The following is a 20,023-nucleotide window of genomic DNA, read 5'->3' on the forward strand; positions in this document are numbered from 1 at the left end:
CGGTCTCGCGGGGCTGGAACGGCATGGAGATCAACGGGTCACGATGGAGGCGGGCGCCTTGGGCTTGCGATGGAAACGCACGCGCTTGAGCCACAGCCGCAGCGCGTGCCAGTGGATGCGGGCAATGATGGCCAGCGTCATGGCGGGGTAGCCCCAAAGCGCGCGGCGCAGGGTCTGGGGGGTGATGGCGTGCAGGGTTCCGCTCACGCTGGTCAGGATCAGCGGGCCGCTGTCGTCGTCGTGGTCGATGCGCACCACGGTGCGGCCTGCGTCCTGTGCGCCGGCTGCCGTGCGCAGGAAACGGAACCGGTAGCCGCCACTCACCTCGCAGAACGGCGACACATGAAACACCTTGCGCGCCTGCTGTTCCACGCCGTATTGCGGCGCATCGAGCAGATAGCAGTGACGCTCGCCAAAGGTGTTGTTCACCTCCACCACGATGGCGCGCAGGCTGCCGTCGGCGCGGTGGCAGTACCAGAAGCTCACGGGCTTGAAGGTGTAGCCCAGCACGCGCGGGTAGCAGTGCAGCCAGACCTCGCCCGTGGCGTCGGTGATGCCTTCGGTGCGCAGCAGCTCGTCCAGCCAGGCCAGCGCCCCGCCTTGCTCCACGCTGCGGCCGTCGCCATGGTCCGCATCATGAAAGCTGATGGCGCCGCGCCGGTTGATGGCCAGCGCGCCCGGCGCATCGGGTAGGCTGCGCATCGGCAGCATCAGGAAGAATGTGGTGTAGGCAAACGCATGCCACTGGGGCCGAAGCCGCGTGTGGCGCACCTGGCCAAAGCCGATCAGGGGCACAGCGGGCGCGGCGAGCTTCGTCATGCGGCCTCCGCCAGCGGTGCGGGCCTGGCGGCCAGCAGTTGCTCGGCCACGGCCAGGCCCGATTTGAGGCCGTCTTCATGAAACCCATAGCCCGTCCAGGCGCCGCAAAACCAGGTGTGCTGCTGTCCTTGCAGCTTGCCCACCTGCTGCTGCGCGCGGATGGCCGCCATGTCAAACACCGGGTGGGCGTATTCGTAGCTGCCGATGACGTGCTCGGGCGCAATGTCGCGCACCGGGTTGAGCGACACCACCACGGGCTGGGCAAAGGGCACGGGCTGCAGCTGGTTGATGAGGTAGTGCAGGCACACGCGGGCCGACTCGCGGCTGCGTTGCTGGGCGCGCTCGTAGTTCCACGCGGCCCAGGCAGCGCGGCGCGCAGGCAGCACCGAGGTGTCGGTGTGCAGCACGGCGCGGTTGGCCTGGTAGCGGATGGAGCCCAGCACGGCGCGCTCCTGCGGGGTGGGCTGGGCCAGCAGCGCGAGTGACTGGTCCGAATGCGTGGCCAGCACCACCTTGTCAAAGTGCTCTGTGTGGCCTGCGGTCACCACGCGCACACCGGCTGCATCGCGTTCGATGCGGTGCACAGGGGTGTTCAGGCGCTTGTCGGCGATGCCTGCCACGATCTTGTCCACGTAGTTGCGCGCACCACCGGCCACCGTCCACCACTGAGGGCGGTTGCTGACCTGGATGAGGCCGTGGTTGTGGCAGAACCGAATCATGGTGGCCACGGGGAATTTGAGCATCTGGTCGGTGGGGCAGCTCCAGATGCAGCCGAGCATGGGCAAGAAGTACCAGTCGCGGAAGGCGTCGTCAAAGCGGTGCTGCTGGAGGAAATCGCCCAGTGGCTGCATCAGCGCGGCGTCGGCCTGCTTTTCTGCAATGCGCGTGCACAGCTGGTTGAAGCGCAGCAGATCGCGCAGCATGCCCAGAAAACGCGGGTTGAGCAGGTTGGAGCGCTGGGCAAACACGGTGCTGAGGTTGGTGCCGCTCCACTCCAGCGTGCGGCGGCCACCTGTGCCTCCTAGCGCGCCCGGTACCTGCACCGAGAACGACATGTCAGATTGGGCGGTTTCCACGCCGAGGTCTGCCAACAGGCGGATGAGATGAGGATAGGTGCGCTCGTTGAACACCAGAAACCCGGTGTCCACGCCATGGGTGACGGGGGCCCCTGAAGCATCGGGCAGCGTGACATCCACGGTGTGGGTGTGGCCACCAAAATAGTCGCCCGCTTCATACAGGGTAACGTCCGCCTGGCCGCGCAACTGGTGCGCAACCGAAAGGCCGGAGATGCCGGAGCCAATGATGGCAATCTTCATGGCCGGCCCCCTCTGGCCGGCGCCTGGAATAAAAGAGTTGCGAAGCGTCCCGAAACGAATAAGAGAGGGAGGGAGGAGAAGCGCTTCAGGAGGTCAGTCGGAACCCGGGGGCCTGAAAGGCTTCGCAACGTCAAACAGGTAAGGCGCCCAATGCGCTCTTGCAATCTACAGAGTGGGGTTATACCGCCAAAGTTCCAGCCCCTGTTGTGAAAAAAAACGGCAAAGCGTAACGAGGTCATGGAAGTCACCGGGGTTGGGGAGCCGCGAGCTGCTGTTCGATGGCGCGGACCAGGCCCTTGCTATCGGGTGCCGTGAGGCTGGAATAACTGTCCACTAGCTGGCCGTTGCGCCCCAGCAGGTATTTGTGAAAGTTCCAGCGCGGCGCGCTGCCCGACAACTGCGCGAGCTGGCGGTACAGCGGCGAAGCTTCGGGGCCCTTGACGCTGCTCTTGGCGAACATGGGAAATTTCACGCCAAAAGTGTTTTCGCAAAAATCGGCAATCTGCTGGTTGCTGCCGCTTTCCTGGGAAAAATCGTTGGATGGAAACCCGAGCACCACCAGGCCCTTGTCCTTGTAGCGGGCATAGAGCTCCTCCAGCCCCTTGTACTGGCCGGTGAAACCGCAGTAGCTGGCGGTGTTGACGATCAGCACCACCTTGCCACTGTACTGGCACAGCGACTGCGGCTTTTCGTCCTGCAGCCGCTCGAAGGTGTGCTGCAGCGTGGCCGGGCAGGCCTGCGCCTCGCCCGCATGCGCCGCTGCGCCCGCCAGCATCAACCCGGCGATGCCCGCAGCAGTACGCAAGGCCTTCGAGAGGCGAGAGAACGATGGCGTGGTGGGTTTCATGGTGGGCCTCCAGACGGTTTTGACGATTACATCACATTTTACCCCTGCTGGTCGTTATTTATACTACACGGTATGCGCGGCGTACAACCATTGAATGCGTTTGCGTGCAAAAAATGTCCCGATGTCGCGGTTGGTTGAACCCTAGCGTCCGTGGGCCGGGCCTGTGCAGGGCGACCGGTGGTCCTGGTGGGGGCCATGGTGCTGCAGAACCTACGGCAGATCCATGGCGGGCGCTCGGCGATGTTGCTGGTGCGCAGTCGGGGCGCCCTGGATGCACCGGGAAAGATTCAGGGTGGCGATGGGGCTGAGCGGCGATCGGGCCCGCCGTGTCGCGAGCGCGGAGCTACACCAGGGCCAGCAAGCGGTCCAGGGGCAATTGCACCCGCACGTCCCGGTAGGCCACGACACCGGCAATTTTCCAGGCGGCTTGCGAGGTATCGCGCGGAATCATCTCGCCGGTGGGCATACCGTCACGGTTCATCACCACAGCCACGCGGGGCGTGGTGGCCGTTGCGCCGCGACGCAGCACCACCGCCACTTCCTGGGTGATCAGACGGACAAAAGCGCCCGGCGGGTAGACGCCGAGCGTTTTCACCAGCGCGGCACCCGCCTCGTCCACCTGGTGCTCTTCGTCGTAGTAGCTGGCCTGCATGGCAGCCGTGACCGGCATGGGTGAGCGCGCCACGCGGGGGCCAGGCGGGCGCCAAAGATGTCGGCGCGCTGCAACAGGCGCGCCATTTGCTGCGCCTCGGACTTCTTCGCCAGCGGGCCGGGCAAGCGGTGGTGATGGCACAGCACCGCTTCCAGCCACACCGGGTCGGCCACCCCCTGCCGGCGAAGCAACTGCTCGGAGCGGCTGGCATGGTCTTCGACCGCCACGATCTGCTGGGCCGTGAGTGGCTGCGACTGCTGGGCCAACTGGTCCTGCAGCTCGGTCATGGCGATGTTCATGGTGAGCGCTGCGCTGCCCAGTTGGAGCACCCGCGCGTCGGGCCAGCGCAGCATCTCGCGCGCCACCACCATGCAGACGCAGCTCACCAGCATGGCGTGGGTGGCGCTGTACATGCGGGTTTCCTGCGCCGACAGATAGATCAGGGCCAGCAGCGTGGCATCAGGCGCTTGCTCGCAATTGCGGCTCAGTTCACCGTGCAGGGCCTGAAAACGTCCCTCAAAATCGCCCGCCAGTGGTGCGCGCAGCAACTGGGTGGCGCGCAACTGCAATTGAGGCCAGTCCGGCACATATTTGCCACCGCGTTCACGGCCAGACTGCATGCCTGCCTGGATCTTCATCGCCGCAATCTGACCCAGGGAGGTGTCGGACAGCAGCATTTTTTGCAGCTGCGCGAGGTAAGCGCGGTGACTTTCGCCCGACTCATCCGTGTCCACGCACAGCTTCAGGCCGCGCGCATCCAGCGACTCCAGTTCGGCGCGGGTACGAATGACATAGCCTTTTTGCGCCAACAACGCTCCATCCGCACCACGCAGCACAAAAGGCAGCGGATGACCCAACTGGATGGACTCGATGTTCAGGGCAACAAGATTCATGGCTCTCGTTACATTATCTAACAACCACCGCGCTGGCAAGGGCCAAAAAACCCGTGCAATGGCTTGCTGTTTGCCAGACCACGACCTGGCCGAGCGGGCCGGCCCGCCCACTGTTCAAACCAGGATAACGTCGCTGGATGGCCTATGGACGCCATGCGCCATGCATTTACCCGCACCGGCCTGAAAACGGGACGCGCGCAGTTGCGCGCCGCGCGAACCCCCACTGCCCGCTCACGGGCACTTTGTTTCAGGTCGCGGCACGCACCGGGCTATCGCCAAAAACCGCCTGCCAGAGCGCCAGCACTGCGCGCTGCTCTGCCTGCAGCGCGGGGGGCGCCACCTCGGTCGGCACCTCGTCGAGCCGTGCCCGGTGCTGCACACGCCGCAGCTCGCGGTAGGCGTCGGCCGCCGCCTGGCCCACACCGGCAGGCAGCAAACCCACCTGTTCGGCGCGCTGCAGCAATGCGATATTCCCTACGTTGCCCACCAGTTCAGGGTGTTGGGCCGAATGCGCCAGCACGAGGTACTGCACGGCAAACTCGGCATCCACCATGCCGCCCGGACTGTGCTTCACGTCAAACTGCCCCTCGCGCGTGCGATGGGCCGAACGCACGCGCTCGCGCATGGACACGATCTCGGCGCGCAAGGCGACGGGATCGCGCGGCGACGTGATCACGGCTTCACGCACCGCATCAAACCGCGCCTGCAAGGCGGCACTGCCCAGTACAAAGCGCGCCCGCGTCATTGCCTGGTGCTCCCAGGTCCATGCCGTGTTGCTGCCGCGTTGCTGCTGGTAGGCCGCGTAGGCATCGAAACTGGTGACCAGCAGGCCGGAATTGCCGTTGGGCCGCAGGGCCGTGTCGATTTCGTACAGATCGCCCTCGCCCGTCTTGACCGTGAGCCAGTTGATGAGCTTGCGCACAAACGCGGCATAGATCTCGGGGGCCCGTTCGTCGTCATCGTCGAACACGAAAACGATGTCGAGATCGCTGCCATAGCCCAATTCCTTGCCACCGAGCTTGCCATAGCCAATGATGGCAAACTGCGGCGTTTCGCGGTGCCGGTTTTTGAGACGGCTCCAGCACCACTGCGCGGAAATGCGCAGCACGCTGTCTGCCAGCGCGCTGAGGTCATCGGCAACCTGCTCTACCGTGATCCGGTGCTCCACATCGCGGGCCAGCGTGCGGAAGGTTTCCGCGTGCTGCGCGCGGCGCAACAGGTTGAGCAGGGTTTCGTCGTCGTCCTCTCCGGTGGACCGTAGCGACGCCAGCCGCAGGGCCAGTTCGCGCTCGAAATCCGCCACCACAAAGCGCTCGGCCAGCAGCGCGTTGCCCACCAGCTCATCGATGACACCCGGGTGTTGCAGCAGGTAGCGAGCGGGCCATCGGGCGGCGCCCAGCAGGTGCAGCAGCTGCTCATGCACCGAGGGGCGCTCCAGCAGCAAGGCCAGATAGCTTTCGCGCCGCAGCAGGGGCTCGAGCCAGTTGACGAGGCGCACGGCCGCTTCTTCGGTGACGCGGCCTTCGCCCAGCCACTGCGCCGTGCGCTGGATCAGCCGGAACAGCCGCGCGCGGGCCTCGTCGCGCAACGCGATCACGCGGGGATGGGTGCGCCACTCGGCCACCCGCTCGCGAAAACCGGCAGGCAACTGTTCGAGCAAGCCTTCCAGCTCGGGCGGGGGCGCGGTGACCGCACGCGGCCCGCCACATCCGCCGCCATTGCATTCCCTCTTGCCATTGCCACCCAAGAGCGTGTCGAACTCCTGCGCCACCAGTTCACGGTGGGCATCGAGCTCATGCAGAAAACCGCAGCTGTCGCCATAGCCCATGGTGCGGGCAATCCAGGCCAGATCGTCGTCGCGCGTGGGCAGCACATGGGTTTGCTGGTCATCCAGGTACTGGATGCGGTGCTCCACACGGCGCAGAAACACATACGCCCGCGCCAGCGCATCGGCTGTTTCCTGCGGCATGAGCCCGGCCTGCGCAAGGCGCTGCAGGGCATCCAGCGTGGGCCGGCGACGCAGTTCGGGAAACTGCCCGCCGCGCACCACCTGCAGCAACTGCACGGTGAATTCAATTTCGCGGATACCGCCACGCGACAGCTTCACATCGTTGGCGCGCTCCGGATGGCCGGCGCTGCGCTTGGCAGCATGTTCGCGGATCTGGCGGTGCAGGGTGCGCAGCGCATCAAACACGCTGTAATCCAGATAGCGGCGGAATACGAACGGCAGCACCACGCTGCGCAGCGCCAGCACCTCGGCACCGCCAATGCAGCTTTGCGGTGCCACCACGCGGCTCTTGAGCCAGGCAAACCGCTCCCACTCGCGCCCCTGCACCTGCAGGTAGTCCTCCAGCGCGGCCAGCGACACGGCGGCGGGACCGGAATTGCCATGGGGCCGCAGCGCCAGGTCCACCCGGAAAACGAAACCGTGCTCGGTGGTATCGCCCACCAGGCTGTAGATGATCTTCACCGCATGGGCAAAATACTCGTGGTTGGAGATGCGGCCGCGCCCCTCCGGGTTGCCGGCTGTTTCGCCGTCCTGCGCATAGACGTAGATGAGGTCGATGTCGCTGGACACGTTGAGCTCCCGCGCGCCAAGCTTGCCCATGCCGATCACCCACAGCGGCACCGGCTGTCCGTCGGGTGCGAGCGGAGCCCCATGGCGGCTGTCCAGTTCGCGGCTGGCGTGAAGGCACGCCCGGTCCAGCGCGAACTCGGCCAGTTCGGTGACGGCGCGGGTGATGTCCGACAGCGGGGCCTGGGCTTCGCAATCGAGCCGGATCAGCCGCTCCATGACCAGCTGGCGCAGCACGCGCAGGGCGGTTGCTGTGTCGCACCCGCGCTCCTGCAGCGCCGCAAAGGCCTGTTCCATGGATGCTTTATCAGGCGCCCCTGCCGGCAACAAAGCCAGATCCTGTGCGTAGCGGCGGTGCAGGCGCTGAAAAAAACGCGAGTACCCGGCCAGGCCGGCCGAGTCAGGGGCGGAACCCGAAAATTCAGTGGAAGAGGTGGACATGGCAGGGGGCGCGGCGGGCCGCTACATACATAAGGACACCGGTTTTCACTGAACCCACCCCGGGGTCGCGGGTCATAATTCCTGCCACATTCAAGCCCACCAATGATCGATCCATTAAATCGCCCCACACGCCTGTTGCGATTCGTCGCCGGGTTCGCGCGATGGTCGCTGGGTTGCCTGCTGGTCCTGTGGCTGCTGCTGGCCGTCGGGTGGGGAGCTTTGCATGGCTGGATTGTGCCGCGTATCGGCGAGTTTCGCCCGCAACTGGAGGCGCAGGCAGCGCGGGCGCTGGGGGTACCGGTGCGCATCGGGTCCATCACGGCGCGTTCCGAAGGGTTGATCCCCTCCGTCGAGCTTCTGGACGTGGCGCTGCTGGATGCCCAAGGGCGAGCCGCGCTGCAACTGCCGCGCGTGGTGGTGGCACTGTCTCCGCGCTCGCTGCTCAACCGGGGGTTCGAGCAGCTCTACATCGAACGCCCCGACCTTGACATCCGCAGGCAGGCGGACGGCCGCATTGTGGTGGCGGGCCTCACTTTCTCGGAGACTGCGGGCGCGGACAACGCCGCCGCAGACTGGCTGTTTTCGCAGGGCGAAGTCGTCATCCAGGGTGGCACGCTGCGCTGGACCGACGAGCTGCGCGGCGCACCCGAGCTGGCGCTGGAAGAGGTCGATGTGCTGCTGCGCAACAGCAGCTGGCAGCACAACATGCGCATCGCGGCCACGCCACCGCCGGCCTGGGGTGAGCGGTTCACGCTGACCGGGCGGTTTCGCGCGCCGCTGCTGCGTGCACGCGATGGCAACTGGCAGCACTGGAGCGGCCAGCTGTTTGCCGATTTCTCGCGCGTGGATGTCTCCCGCTTGCGCCACCATGCCGATGTGGGCTTTGAGGTGGCGCAAGGCCGTGGCGCCGTTCGCGCCTGGGCCGACGTTCAGCGCGGCCGGATTGTGGGTGGCACCGCCGACCTGTTGCTGACCGACGTCAACGCCACGCTGGGGCCCCAGCTCAAAGCCCTGGCGCTGCCCTCCATCGAAGGCCGGCTGGGCGGCCGGCGGCTGGAAGGCGGCTTCGAGTTTTATACCGAGGGCCTGCAGTTTGTGACCGACGATGGCCTGGTGTGGCCAGGGGGCAACCTGCGCCTGCACTACACGGGGGCCGCGGGCAAGGCACCCGCCCAGGGCGAGCTGCGCGCGGACCGCCTGGATCTTGCCGCGCTGGCCCAGATCGGCAGCCGCCTGCCACTGGGAAAGGCCGCCCACACCGCACTGCAGACCTACACCCCGCAGGGGCTGGTCAACGAAGTACACACCACCTGGCGCGGCCCGCTGGATGCCTTGCAGCAATACCAGGTGCGCGGCAAGGTCACGGGGCTGGCCCTGGCCGCCGGCGAACCGGATGCGGGCAACAGCGTTCCCGGTCTGCGCGGCGCCAGTGTGGACATCGACATGACGCATGCCGGCGGCAAGGCCAGCCTGGCCATCGCGTCGGGTGCGCTGGTTCTGCCGGGGGTCTTTGAAGACCCTGTGTTGCCGCTGGACCAGCTGAGTGCGGAGCTGCGCTGGCAAGTGGATGGGCAACGCCTGGCGGTGCAGGCCAGCAATGTGCGGTTTTCCAACGCGGACGCTCAGGGCGAGCTGCGCGCCAGCTGGCACACCAGCGACGCCAGCCAGGCCCCCCGTTTTTCACGCTTTCCCGGCGTGATGGACCTGACGGGCACACTGGTGCGCGCCGACGGCACCCGCGTGCACCGCTATCTGCCCCAATCCATCCCGGCCGAATCGCGCCACTATGTGCGCGATGCCATCCTGTCGGGCAGCGCCAGCAACGTGCAGTTCCGGGTAAAGGGCGACCTGCACGACCTGCCTTTCAACGATCCCCGGCAGGGAGATTTCCGCATTGCAGCCCGCGTCAAGGATGTGACCTACGCCTACGTTCCACCCCGGCTGCAACCCGGCGGCGCGTTGCCCTGGCCGGCGCTGACGCAACTGGCGGGCGAACTGGTGTTCGAGCGCTCGTCCATGCAGGTGCGCGGCGCCACCGGTGGTTTTGCCGGCACGCCGGGCGTGCGTCTGGCCAAGGTGGAGGCGCAGATTCCCGATCTGTCCCACTCCGTGGTCGCGGTCAACGCCGATGCGCGCGGGCCGCTGTCCGAACTGCTGACCATCCTGCGCACCTCCCCGCTATCGCGCATGACAGGCCATGCGCTCGATCAGGCCAGCGGCACGGGCAATGCCGATTTGCAGCTGCGACTGAGCCTGCCGATCAGCGATATCGAAAAATCCAAAGTGCAGGGCAGTGTGGTGCTGGCGGGCAATGAGGTGCAGATCACACCCGAAACGCCCCTGCTGTCGCGCGCACGCGGCATCGTGCAATTTACCGACACCGGGTTCTCCGTGAATGGCGTGCAGGCGCGCGCGTTGGGTGGGGACTTGCGCCTGGAGGGCGGAATGCGTGCGCTGGCGGCCGGCGCTGGCCCAACCGAGTCCGCCGTGCAAGTGCGGGCGCAAGGCACGGCCACTGCCGAGGGGCTTCAGCAGGCGCGGCAGCTGGGCATGCTTGCGCAGCTGGCGCGCAGCGCTACCGGCAGCGCGCCCTACACACTTGCGCTGGCTTTTCGCCGGGGCATTCCCGAGATACGGGTCACCACCACCTTGCAGGGAATGGGCCTCACGTTGCCCGCACCGCTGGCCAAGACCGCAGATTCCCTGCTGCCAGTGCGCTATGAGACCCAGGTGGCCCGCGAATCCTTGGCCGCGGTCATGGCAGGTACGGCCCCGCCGCCCCTGCGCGACCAGTTGACCCTGGACCTGGGCTCGCTGGGATCGGTCAGCTACCAGCGGGAGCATCAGGGCAACCAGACGCGCGTGGTGCGTGGTGCCATCGGCATCGGTCTGGCCGCCGGCGAATCCGCGCCCATGCCGATGGACGGCGTGGCGGCCAACATCCGCGCGGCACACGTTGACGTGGACGCCTGGGAAAAGGTGCTGACACAGGCAACCACCACCGACGCCGGCACCCCTGCCACCGCCACCCAGGCAGACAGCGCGGCGCAAGACTATCTGCCCACTACCGCCGCCGTGCGCGCGCAGACGCTCACTGTGCAGGGGCGCGCATTGCACAACCTGGTCGTTGGCGGCTCGCGGGACGGCTCCACCTGGCGTGCCAACCTGGACGCCGATGAGCTCAACGGCTATCTCGAATACCGGCAGGCCGGCACCCGTGACAACCCGGCGGGCCGCGTGTTTGCCCGGCTGGCGCGCCTGAAGCTGCCCCAAAGTACCGCCACGCAGCTCGAAGCACTGCTGGACGAGCAACCCGGCACGATGCCCGCGCTGGACATCGTGGTGGACGACTTTGAGCTGCGCGGCCGCCAGCTCGGGCGTGTGGAGATCGAAGCGCAAAACCTGGGCGGGGATGTGGCCCAGCGCGAGTGGCGGCTGGGCAAGTTCAACATCATGACGCCGGAAGCCACCTTCACCGGCAGCGGCAACTGGGCGTTGGTGGCGGGCAGCGAACGGGCGCCGCGCCGCCGCACGGTCATGAACTTCCAGCTCGACATTCGCGATTCCGGCGATCTGCTGGCCCGTTTTGGCATGGAAAAGGTGGTGCGCCGCGGCAAGGGGCGCATGCAAGGGCAGGTGGCCTGGATAGGTGCGCCCATGAGCCCGGACTACCGCTCCATGACGGGGCAGATCAACCTGAATGTGGAGTCTGGCCAGTTCCTCAAGGCCGATCCGGGGCTTGCCAAGCTGCTCGGTGTGCTCAGCCTGCAGTCGTTGCCACGCCGCCTGACGCTCGATTTCCGCGACGTCTTCAGCGAGGGTTTCGCGTTCGATTTCGTGCGGGGCGACGTGCGCATCGAGCAGGGTGTCGCCATCACCAACAACCTGCAGATGAAGGGGGTCAACGCAGCCGTGCTCATGGAGGGCAGTGCCAACATCGACCACGAAACCCAGGACCTGCATGTGGTGGTCGTCCCCGAAATCAATGCCATGACGGCTTCGCTGGTCGCCACCGCCATCAATCCGGTCATCGGACTGGGCAGCTTTCTGGCCCAGGTTTTTCTGCGCGGTCCGCTGATCGAGGCCGCCACCCAGGAATTTCAGATTGGGGGCACCTGGACGGATCCGAATATCGTGCGCATTTCGCGGCGCAGCCGGGAATCGGGCAGTGCCCCCGTGCCCTCGGGGGCCGCACAATTGCCCGGCAAGACGCCTGCGCCCCCCGCGGCCGGAGAACCCTCATGAAAGTGGCAGCCCTGCAGATGGTCTCTGGCACGCAGCGCAGCGACAACCTGGCCATGGCCCGCCGCCTGCTGGAGCAGGCCGCCGCGGCAGGGGCCGAACTGGCCGTGCTGCCCGAGTACTTTTGCACCATGGGCCTGCGCGACACCGACAAGCTGGCATGGCAGGAAACCCCGGGCGATGGGATTGTGCAGACGTTTCTCGCCCTGGCCGCACAGGAGCTGCAGATGTGGGTGGTAGGCGGCACATTGCCCATGCAGACCGCCGATCCGGCGCGCGTGCGCAACACCACGCTGGTGTATGCGCCCTCGGGCCACTGCGTTGCGCGCTACGACAAAATCCACCTTTTCCGGTTTGACAACGGACACGAGCATTTTGACGAGGGCCGGGTGATCGAGGCCGGGGCCACGCCGGTGCAGTTTGACCTGCCATCGCGTACCGGCCACACCTGGCGCATCGGGCTGAGCGTTTGCTACGACCTGCGCTTTCCCGAGCTGTACCGCCTGCACGCCAGTGCAGGAGCCGACCTGCTGCTGGTGCCCAGCGCCTTCACCCACACCACCGGGCAGGCCCACTGGGAACTGCTGCTGCGCGCGCGCGCAGTGGAGAACCTGGCCTATGTGCTGGCCCCTGCGCAGGGCGGACTGCACGAAAACGGTCGCCAGACATGGGGGCACAGCATGCTGGTCGATCCCTGGGGGCTGGTCGTCAACGCACGGGCGCAGGGCCCGGGCGTGGTGCTGGGAGAGCTCGATGCCGGGCGCGTGCGCCAGGTACGCGCGCAGCTGCCCGCACTGGAGCACCGCGTCCTGTGAGCAGTCTGCCGCCACGCACCCGCACGCCCTGGCAGCGCTGGCGCAGCGCGTGGCGCCGGTGGTCGCTCTGGACCCTGCTGGTGGTCCTGGTGGCATCGATGCTGGTCACGCTGGTCTGGCTGGCCGGGCGCTACGAGGCCAGCCAGGTGCAATCCCGGCTGGAGCGGGACACCGCGGACGCGGGCTCCGACATCCGCACTGCGCTCTCGCGCAACGTGCAGAGCCTGCAGGCACTTCAGGCAGGTGACCCGGGCCTGCTGGCCTGGGAAGTCAATGCGACCGAATTGCTGCGCCAACGCCGCGAACTGGTGCGCATCGAGTGGCGGGACGCCAACCTGCGCTTGCGCGCCTATGCCCAGACCCCTTACCGCCCGGTGGCGTGGGACGCCGCCAGCCGTGAAGGCGCGCATTCCGATGCGGCGCTGGCCTGCACCAATGCCCGCCGGCTGGGTGCCCCCGCCTATTCGAGCAGCTATTTCCAGCCGCATGGCGACGGCCTGGGCTCGGAGATGATGGAGCTGTGCCTGCCCCTGAACCGCGCCGGGCGCCCCGCGGGCTTCGTGGTGGCCACCTACGCCCTGCAGGAAATGCTGGTGGACCTGGTGGGGCACAACCTGACGCGCAGCCAGGAGGCCTCGTTCACCGAGGCCGATGGCACCCGGCTGGCCGTGCTGGGCGCAGCCCGGCGCGGCACGCGCATGTTCACGGCCCAGCAGCTGCTCGACCTGCCGGGCACCACGCTGGTGTTGCGCATGGACAGCTGGCATGGCGCACCCAACCTCTTTCCCAACGTGCTGACCGCGCTGGTCACCGCCATGTCGATTGCGCTGGTAACCGTGATGGTGGTGCTGGTGCGGGACAACCGCCGCAGGCTGCAGGCAGAGCGTGACCTGGCAGACGCCCTGGCCTTTCGCAAGGCCATGGAAGACTCCCTGGTGACCGGCCTGCGCGCACGCGACCTGCAGGGACGCATCACCTACGTCAACCCCGCGTTCTGCGCCATGGTGGGGTTCAGCCCGCAAGAGCTCCTGGGGCAAAGCACCTCAGCGCCCTACTGGCCGCCCGAACTCGCCGAAGAATACCGGCAGCGCCAGGCCACGCGCTTTGCCGGCGGGATGCCGCCGCGCGAGGGCTTCGAATCGGTCTTCATGCGCAAGGACGGCACGCGCTTTCCGGTGCTGATCATCGAGGCGCCACTGATCAATGCCCAGGGGCTGCACACCGGCTGGATGAGTGCGTTTCTGGACATCAGCGAACAGCGCCGCATCGAGGAGCTCTCGCGCGCCTCCCAGGAGCGCCTGCAGGCCACGGCCCGGCTGGCCACCGTGGGCGAAATGGCCTCGCTGCTGAGCCACGAGCTCAACCAGCCGCTGGCGGCCATTTCGAGCTATGCCACCGGTTCGCTGAACCTGCTCGATTCCAGCGCCCCCGGCGCGGTCCAACCCGGCGACATGCAGGACGTGCGCATGGCGATGCAACACATTGCCCGCCAGGCTGAGCGCGCCGGACGCGTGATAAAAAGCGTGCACGACTTCGTGCGTCGCCGCGACCAGACCCGCGAGGCCGTAAACCCCCAGGAACTGCTCGACGCCATCCTGCCCATCATCAGCCTGCAGGCCCGCAAGCTCGGCGTGCGCGTACAGACCTCGGTAGAACCCGATCTGCCGCGCACCCTCTGCGACCGCACCATGGTCGAGCAGGTGCTGCTGAACCTGGCGCGCAATGCCATGCAGGCCATGGACGATCCGGCCATCCACCCCCGCATCCTGGCCATCCGGGTGCGGCGCGGCGCGTCCAATGCCTACAGCGGTTGGCTGGAGTTTTCGGTGACCGATGGCGGCGTCGGTATCGCGCCCGAGGTGGCGCAGCAACTTTTCACGCCGTTCTTCACCACGCGCGCCGAAGGCATGGGACTGGGCTTGAGCATGTGCCGCACGGTGGTCGAGCAGCATGGCGGCTTCCTGGCCTACGAACCCCATGCGCCGCGTGGTACGGTATTCACCTTCACCTTGCCTGTTGTCAGCCAACCTCCCGCACCCTGATGGAACCCATATCCGACGCCCTTGTGTACATCGTGGACGATGACGCGGGCGTGCGCGAAGCGCTCGCCTGGTTGCTGCGCTCACGCCGCCTGCTCAGCGAATCGTTCGACAGCGCCGAGGCTTTTGACGCAATGCGGCAAGCCCGCCCCGCGCCGAACCAGCCATGCTGCCTGCTGCTGGACGTGCGCATGCCGGGCCTGAGTGGGCTGGCCCTGTTCGACCTGCTGCTGGCGCGCGGCGACCTGGCAGCCATGCCGGTGATCTTTCTGACCGGCCATGCCGATGTGCCCACCGCCGTCGATGCCGTCAAGCGCGGGGCCTTCGACTTCTATGAAAAGCCGTTTTCCGACAACGCACTGGTCGATCGCATCGAGCAGGCGCTGGCGCAGTCGGCCGCGCACCTGGAGCAACTGCGCCAGCGCAGCAGCCTGCAGCTGCGCCTGCAGGATCTCACCGAGCGTGAGCGCGATGTGATGGACCTCGTGGTGGCCGGCCTGCCCAACAAGCTGATTGCCGATCAGCTGGACATCAGCGTGCGCACCGTCGAGGTGCACCGCTCGCGGGTGTTCGACAAGATGCAGGTCAAGTCAGCGGTGGAGCTGGCCAACCTGCTGCGCACCGGCCCGTGAAACCGCTTCGGGCCGCTGCGCAAGTGCCTGCGCTTTAGCCCCGGGGGCGCTCGCCTACATAAATCTCGACCCGGCGATTGCGGCTGCGGCCTTGGGCAGTGTCGTTGGTGGCAATGGGCTGGCGTTCGCCCATGCCTTCGATGGAAATGCGCCGCCCGTCCACGCCCCGGCCCGTGAGGTAATTGCGCGTGCTGGCCGCACGGTCCAGCGACAGCGGGTTGTTCACGGCATCGCTGCCGGTGTTGTCGGTGTGGCCGATGATGCGCACGTCGGTGTTCGGGTTGTTGCGCAAGCCCTCGGCGAAACGGTCCAGCACCGGTGCGAAGTTGGACTGGATGTCCGAGCGGCCCACGGCAAAGGAAATGTCGCTCGGGATATCCAGCTTAAGCTGGTTGTCCTGCGTCTGCGTCACGGCAATGCCCGTGCCCTGCGTGGCCTGCTCCATTTCGCGCTTTTGGCGCTCCATGTTCTGCGACCAGATGTAGGTGCCCAGGGCGCCCACACCGGCACCCACGACGGCGCCGGTGCCCGCGCGGCCACCCGTGGCCGAGCTGAGCACGGCACCGGCCAGTGCGCCCACGCCGGCGCCCGTGGCGGTGCGGCGCTGGGTATCGGTCATCTCGGCGCAACCGGTGGCCAGGACGACAACGGCGACGACGCCGGGAATAAAGTATTTGCGCATGGCTAGGCTCCTTGTAAATGATGGGACGGAATGAAAATCCGATGATGAGTCGGCAGTGTTCACTCTACGCCGGAACAAGGGTATCGGCCAGCAGGAAGGCGCCGTGTAGGACGAAAGCTTGCGAATTCGGCCCTGCGCTCATGGCGCGGGCGGCTCGGAGTCTTTGTCGGGCGGTGGCGTCAGTTCGCCGCGTTTGCGCCCCGAAAACATCGTCCACCAGACAATCAGCGCGAGCACCACCAGCGCCAGCAACGCTTCAAGCAAAATCAGCCCCATGAAATTGACACTCCTGCGCCTTGTGATGACGGCGCTGATTGTAGGAACGCTGGCTGCCTGCTCCACCGCGCCGGCGCCAAGCCCCGCGCGGCCAGGGGCCATCCCTGTGCCGTCGACCCCGGGTGACACGGCCATGCCAGGCGATACCGGGCCACTGCCGCCGGCCATGGTGCAGCCCAAGAGCCGCTGGGTGCCGGTGCGCTGGGCCGAACTGCCCGGCTTTGCCGACGACGCCCTGCACGAGGCCTGGAACGCCTGGATCAAGGGGTGCGAGCGCCCCGCGCCCGCCTTTGCCCCCCTGTGCAGCGAAGTGCGCCAGCTCAGCATTGCCAGCGCCGACGAGCAGCGCGCCTGGATGGTGCGGCGCCTGCAGCCCTACCGCGTCGAAGCCGTCGACGGCAATGCCGAAGGCCTGCTGACCAGCTATTACGAGCCCATGATCGACGCCGCACGCCAGCCCGGCAACGGCTACACCGTGCCGGTGTACGGCCTGCCCGCAGGGCACGGTGCGCGCAAGCCCTGGTTCACGCGCCAGCAGATCGACACCCTGCCCGAGGCCCAGGCCGCGTTGCAGGGGCGGGCGATTGCCTGGCTGCGCGATCCGGTCGAATCCATGGTGCTGCACATCCAGGGCTCGGGCCGGCTGCAAATCACCGAGGCCGACGGCCGCATCACCACCGCGCGGGTGGCCTATGCAGGCACCAACGATCAGCCTTACCAGAGCGTGGGCCGCTGGCTGCTCGACCAGGGCGCAACGCGCGATGCCACCTGGCCCGGCATCCGCGCCTGGCTGGCACAAAACCCGCAGCGCACCAACGAACTGCTGTGGAGCAACCCGCGCTACGTGTTCTTCCGCGAAGAGCCCTTGAGCCCGCTGGACGCCCAGTTCGGCCCGCGCGGCGCGCAGGGCGTGCCCCTCACGCCCGGCCGCTCGATTGCGGTGGATCGCCAGAGCATTCCCTATGGCACGCCGGTGTGGCTGGCGTCCAGGGGCCCGCAGGTGTCCATGCAGCGCCTGGTGATGGCGCAGGACACCGGCAGCGCCATCGTGGGTGCGGTGCGGGCCGACTATTTCGCCGGATGGGGCGCAGAGGCAGGCGAACTGGCCGGACGGCTCAAGCAGGGCCTGCGCCTGTGGGCCCTGTGGCCGCGCTGAGCGGGCCGCGTTGAAACGATGTCGTCCCTGGCATCGCGCTCCGCTGATTTGGATGAAAAACAGGCGTTTGCGCTTATGGGGTAAACGCAATCAGCTATTTTTTAGGAGCAAAATTCCAAGACGCCGGGCACCATGGCGATGTCAGCGCTCCATCAGGTAGCGCCGCACCTCAGGCGGCGATTCGCCCCGGTGGAACGCCAGTTTGCGCTCGCGCAGCGCCACATCGGACGCCGTGACCCGGTCAAAGCGGCGCAGGTGCTCGGTCCAGGACTCGTCCACGATCTGCTCCACATAGCGCGCCGGATCGGCCAGGTCGTGCAGCAAGTCGCACGACAGCGCCCCCTGGCGCAAGCGGCTGCGGCGGCTTTCCTGCATGAGGGCGCGAAATTCTGCGCCGCGCGCCGGGTCAACGGTGTATTCGATGGTGACCACCACGCGCCCGGCCTGCGGCGGCGTGGCCGCCACCGGGGCCTTGAAGGCTTGCGAGGGGCTGAGGTCTTCTTCCATGTGGCGGTCGGTCACCAGGCGCTGCACCAGGGCCATGGCGATCACGCCCGTCAGCGCGGCCAGCGCCAGGCTCAGGTGCACCGAGCTCACCGTGGCCACCTGCCCCCACAAGGCGGCGCCCAGCGCGGTGGCGCCCATGATGGCCATCTGGAAGATCGACATGCCCCGTGCGCGCACCCAGTTGGGCAGCGCCAGCTGGGCCGACACGCTGAGCGAATTGGCCGTGGTGATCCACGCCATACCAGCCAGCACCATGGCGGGCACGGCCACGTAAACATTGGGCGCAATGGCCATCGCCGCCATGGCGGCCGCCTGCAGCAGCGTGCCGCGCATCACCAGCACATCGCGCGCCATGGCCTGGCGCAGGCGCGGCAAAAACATGGCGGCCACGATGGCGCCCGCCCCCATGGAGGCCAGCAGCAGCGTGAACGTTCCCGCGCCCCCGCCGTCAAGCCCCTTGGCCACCAGCGGTAACAGCGCCATCAGCGCCGTGGCGTTCAGGAAAAACAGGGCGATGCGCCAGAGCACGGCCCGCATGCGCGGCGACTGGCGCACAAACTGCAGGCCCACACGCATCGCGCTGGGCAGTTTTTCACGCCCCAGCGGGCTGGGCACATGGGTGCGTTTCCAGCGCATGATCACCAGGCCCGAGGCCACCGACAACACGGCATTGAGCACAAACACCCAGGCGCTGCCAGCGCTGGCGATGATGGCGCCCGCCAACAGCGGGCCAATGATGCGCGAGGCGTTCATGGCCACGCCATTGAGCGCCAGGGCCGCCGGCAGTTGCGGGCGACTCACCAGCTCGGGCACGATGGCCGAGAACACCGGCCAGCGCATCGCCAGGCCGATGCCGTTGGCAAAAGTCAAGGCCAGCAGCAGCGGCGCCGTCATGCCGCCCACCAAAATGGCCGCGCACAGCACCAGCGCCACGGCGGCCACCCAGAACTGCGTGACGATGAAGTAACGCCGCCGGTCCAGGATGTCGGCCAGCGCGCCGCTGGGCAAGCCCAGCAAAAAGACGGGTAGCGTGGAGGCCGACTGCACCAGCGCCACCAGGATGGGCGAGGTGGTGAGCGTGGTCATGAGCCAGGCGGCCGCCACGTCGTTCATCCACATGCAGGTGTTGGCCGCCACCCAGGTCAGCCAGAGCATTCGGAAAACCGGCACCGACAGCGGCGCCAGGGGGGAAAGGGAAGCCCGCTGGGCGGTACTTTCGCTCAGCGTGGCGGCGGCTGCCTCTTCTGCACCGAGGGCGGCCGTCGCCGTATCGGCCGGCGACAGTGGGGACGCAGGCGGTGCGGCTGGAAAAGCGCTGTGGGCGCTGTCGTGGGGAGGCTGTGGGGGCATGCCCCGCCATTGTGCGTTGTCCGGCCCGCCAGCGCAGCGCCTGCCTTCGCGACCCGTAGCCGCCCATGGGCATGGCCCATAAAAACATGAGTCAAATCAGTCACCAGCGGTTTGCCAGCAAGCGCTATTAGCTATTTAATCAATAGCATCAAGGGCGGCCACGCGCCAGGTGTGTGAGTGGCAGGTCGCCGCTGGCTTTCACTTCGCCCAGCGAAAAACTCGTGTGCATGTCTTTCACATTGGGCAGGTTGAGTAGCACGTCGCGGGCAAACAGCGAAAAGCTGTCCAGGTCGCGCGCCACCACCTGCAACTCGAAGGTGCCGGTGCCGCTGATGTAGTGGCAGGACACCACTTCGGGGATCTGGCGAATGGCCTCTTCCATGGCCCGCGTCAGGTTGCCCGTGCTGCGGTCGGCGTCCAGCCGCACAAAGGCCAGCACACCGAGGCCGATCTTGTGCCGGTCGATCTCGGCGTGGTAGCCCTTGATGAAGCCTTCGTCTTCCAGCGCCCGCACGCGCCGCCAGCAGGGCGCAGCCGACAGGCCCACGCGCTGGGCCAGTTCGGCATTGGTCAGCCGCGCGTTGGCCTGCAGCTCGCCGAGGATGGCCAGGTCGTATTTGTCCAAATTATTCATGATCTGGCCATTTTAAGAAAGATCCTTTCTGAATCGAGGGTAAACGTGGCATGAAAACGAAAGCACATAGCGCGTCACAGTGCCTAAACTGCCCGCAGCCACCCACGAGGTTGCCCGGCACCGCCCACAAGGCGGCGGCTGTGAGCG

At 66.9% G+C, this 20,023-nt stretch carries 13 protein-coding genes and 1 pseudogene; 5 read left to right on the forward strand and 9 right to left on the reverse strand.

Annotated elements, in window-relative coordinates; genetic code table 11:
• Positions 1–30 precede the first annotated feature (30 nt).
• The 5 genes and pseudogenes from CBP34_RS18745 to glnE all read right to left on the reverse strand — a co-directional run bounded on the left by CBP34_RS18745 (position 31) and on the right by glnE (position 7,543).
• Positions 31–819 carry a DUF1365 domain-containing protein gene (locus CBP34_RS18745; protein WP_094098908.1) on the reverse strand — a complete coding sequence of 263 codons (789 nt, stop codon included), beginning with the start codon at positions 817–819 and terminating at the stop codon, positions 31–33.
• Entirely contained in the window at positions 816–2,135 is a 1,320-nt protein-coding gene (locus CBP34_RS18750) for an NAD(P)/FAD-dependent oxidoreductase (RefSeq protein WP_094098909.1), read from the reverse strand. The genes CBP34_RS18745 and CBP34_RS18750 overlap by 4 nt, the downstream gene beginning before the upstream one ends.
• A 244-nt stretch (positions 2,136–2,379) precedes the next feature.
• Positions 2,380–2,910: a glutathione peroxidase gene (locus CBP34_RS18755; RefSeq protein WP_208616406.1), complete on the reverse strand. Its 531-nt coding sequence runs from the start codon at positions 2,908–2,910 to the stop codon at positions 2,380–2,382.
• A 415-nt stretch (positions 2,911–3,325) separates the two neighbouring features.
• Positions 3,326–4,527 (reverse strand): annotated as a pseudogene (locus tag CBP34_RS18760) (HD-GYP domain-containing protein).
• 247 nt (positions 4,528–4,774) lie between these two features.
• On the reverse strand, positions 4,775–7,543 hold the full coding sequence (glnE, locus tag CBP34_RS18765) for a bifunctional [glutamate--ammonia ligase]-adenylyl-L-tyrosine phosphorylase/[glutamate--ammonia-ligase] adenylyltransferase (RefSeq protein WP_094098911.1): 2,769 nt from the start codon (positions 7,541–7,543) through the stop codon (positions 4,775–4,777).
• Positions 7,544–7,645: 102 nt separating this feature from the next.
• Between glnE and CBP34_RS18770 the strand changes: the two genes are divergently transcribed.
• The 4 genes from CBP34_RS18770 to CBP34_RS18785 are packed head-to-tail and all read left to right on the forward strand — an operon-like array spanning position 7,646 to position 15,271.
• Positions 7,646–11,788 (forward strand): YhdP family protein, encoded by a 4,143-nt coding sequence (locus CBP34_RS18770; protein ID WP_094098912.1) that lies wholly within the window; start codon positions 7,646–7,648, stop codon positions 11,786–11,788.
• Complete coding sequence (locus CBP34_RS18775; protein WP_094098913.1) at positions 11,785–12,600, forward strand: carbon-nitrogen hydrolase family protein; 816 nt, start codon at positions 11,785–11,787, stop codon at positions 12,598–12,600. Before CBP34_RS18770 ends, CBP34_RS18775 begins: the two co-directional genes overlap by 4 nt.
• The gene (locus CBP34_RS18780; protein ID WP_094098914.1) at positions 12,597–14,642 is read left to right on the forward strand and encodes a two-component system sensor histidine kinase NtrB; all 2,046 of its coding nucleotides are present in this window, start codon (positions 12,597–12,599) and stop codon (positions 14,640–14,642) included. The genes CBP34_RS18775 and CBP34_RS18780 overlap by 4 nt, the downstream gene beginning before the upstream one ends.
• Positions 14,642–15,271 (forward strand): response regulator transcription factor, encoded by a 630-nt coding sequence (locus tag CBP34_RS18785; protein ID WP_094098915.1) that lies wholly within the window; start codon positions 14,642–14,644, stop codon positions 15,269–15,271. Before CBP34_RS18780 ends, CBP34_RS18785 begins: the two co-directional genes overlap by 1 nt.
• A 34-nt stretch (positions 15,272–15,305) precedes the next feature.
• Here the strand turns inward: CBP34_RS18785 and CBP34_RS18790 are convergent, their stop codons facing one another.
• Together CBP34_RS18790 and CBP34_RS19705 are read right to left on the reverse strand one after the other, a co-directional pair.
• Positions 15,306–15,953 carry a YiaD family glycine zipper/OmpA-like lipoprotein gene (locus CBP34_RS18790; protein WP_086913771.1) on the reverse strand — a complete coding sequence of 216 codons (648 nt, stop codon included), beginning with the start codon at positions 15,951–15,953 and terminating at the stop codon, positions 15,306–15,308.
• A gap of 138 nt (positions 15,954–16,091) precedes the next feature.
• Entirely contained in the window at positions 16,092–16,229 is a 138-nt protein-coding gene (locus CBP34_RS19705; protein WP_167372740.1) for a hypothetical protein, read from the reverse strand.
• On the opposite strand from CBP34_RS19705, the gene mltA reads away from it, so the two are divergent.
• The gene (mltA, locus tag CBP34_RS18795; protein ID WP_236748468.1) at positions 16,228–17,385 is read left to right on the forward strand and encodes a murein transglycosylase A; all 1,158 of its coding nucleotides are present in this window, start codon (positions 16,228–16,230) and stop codon (positions 17,383–17,385) included. The genes CBP34_RS19705 and mltA overlap by 2 nt on opposite strands.
• Before the next feature lie 141 nt (positions 17,386–17,526).
• Here the strand turns inward: mltA and CBP34_RS18800 are convergent, their stop codons facing one another.
• Together CBP34_RS18800 and CBP34_RS18805 are read right to left on the reverse strand one after the other, a co-directional pair.
• Positions 17,527–19,242, reverse strand: a complete 1,716-nt coding sequence (locus CBP34_RS18800; RefSeq protein WP_094098916.1) for an MFS transporter — start codon at positions 19,240–19,242, stop codon at positions 17,527–17,529.
• A 148-nt stretch (positions 19,243–19,390) separates the two neighbouring features.
• Positions 19,391–19,876, reverse strand: a complete 486-nt coding sequence (locus CBP34_RS18805) for an Lrp/AsnC family transcriptional regulator (RefSeq protein WP_094098917.1) — start codon at positions 19,874–19,876, stop codon at positions 19,391–19,393.
• Positions 19,877–20,023 lie beyond the last annotated feature (147 nt).

The organism is Acidovorax carolinensis (assembly GCF_002157145.1).
GTDB lineage: Bacteria > Pseudomonadota > Gammaproteobacteria > Burkholderiales > Burkholderiaceae_C > Acidovorax > Acidovorax carolinensis.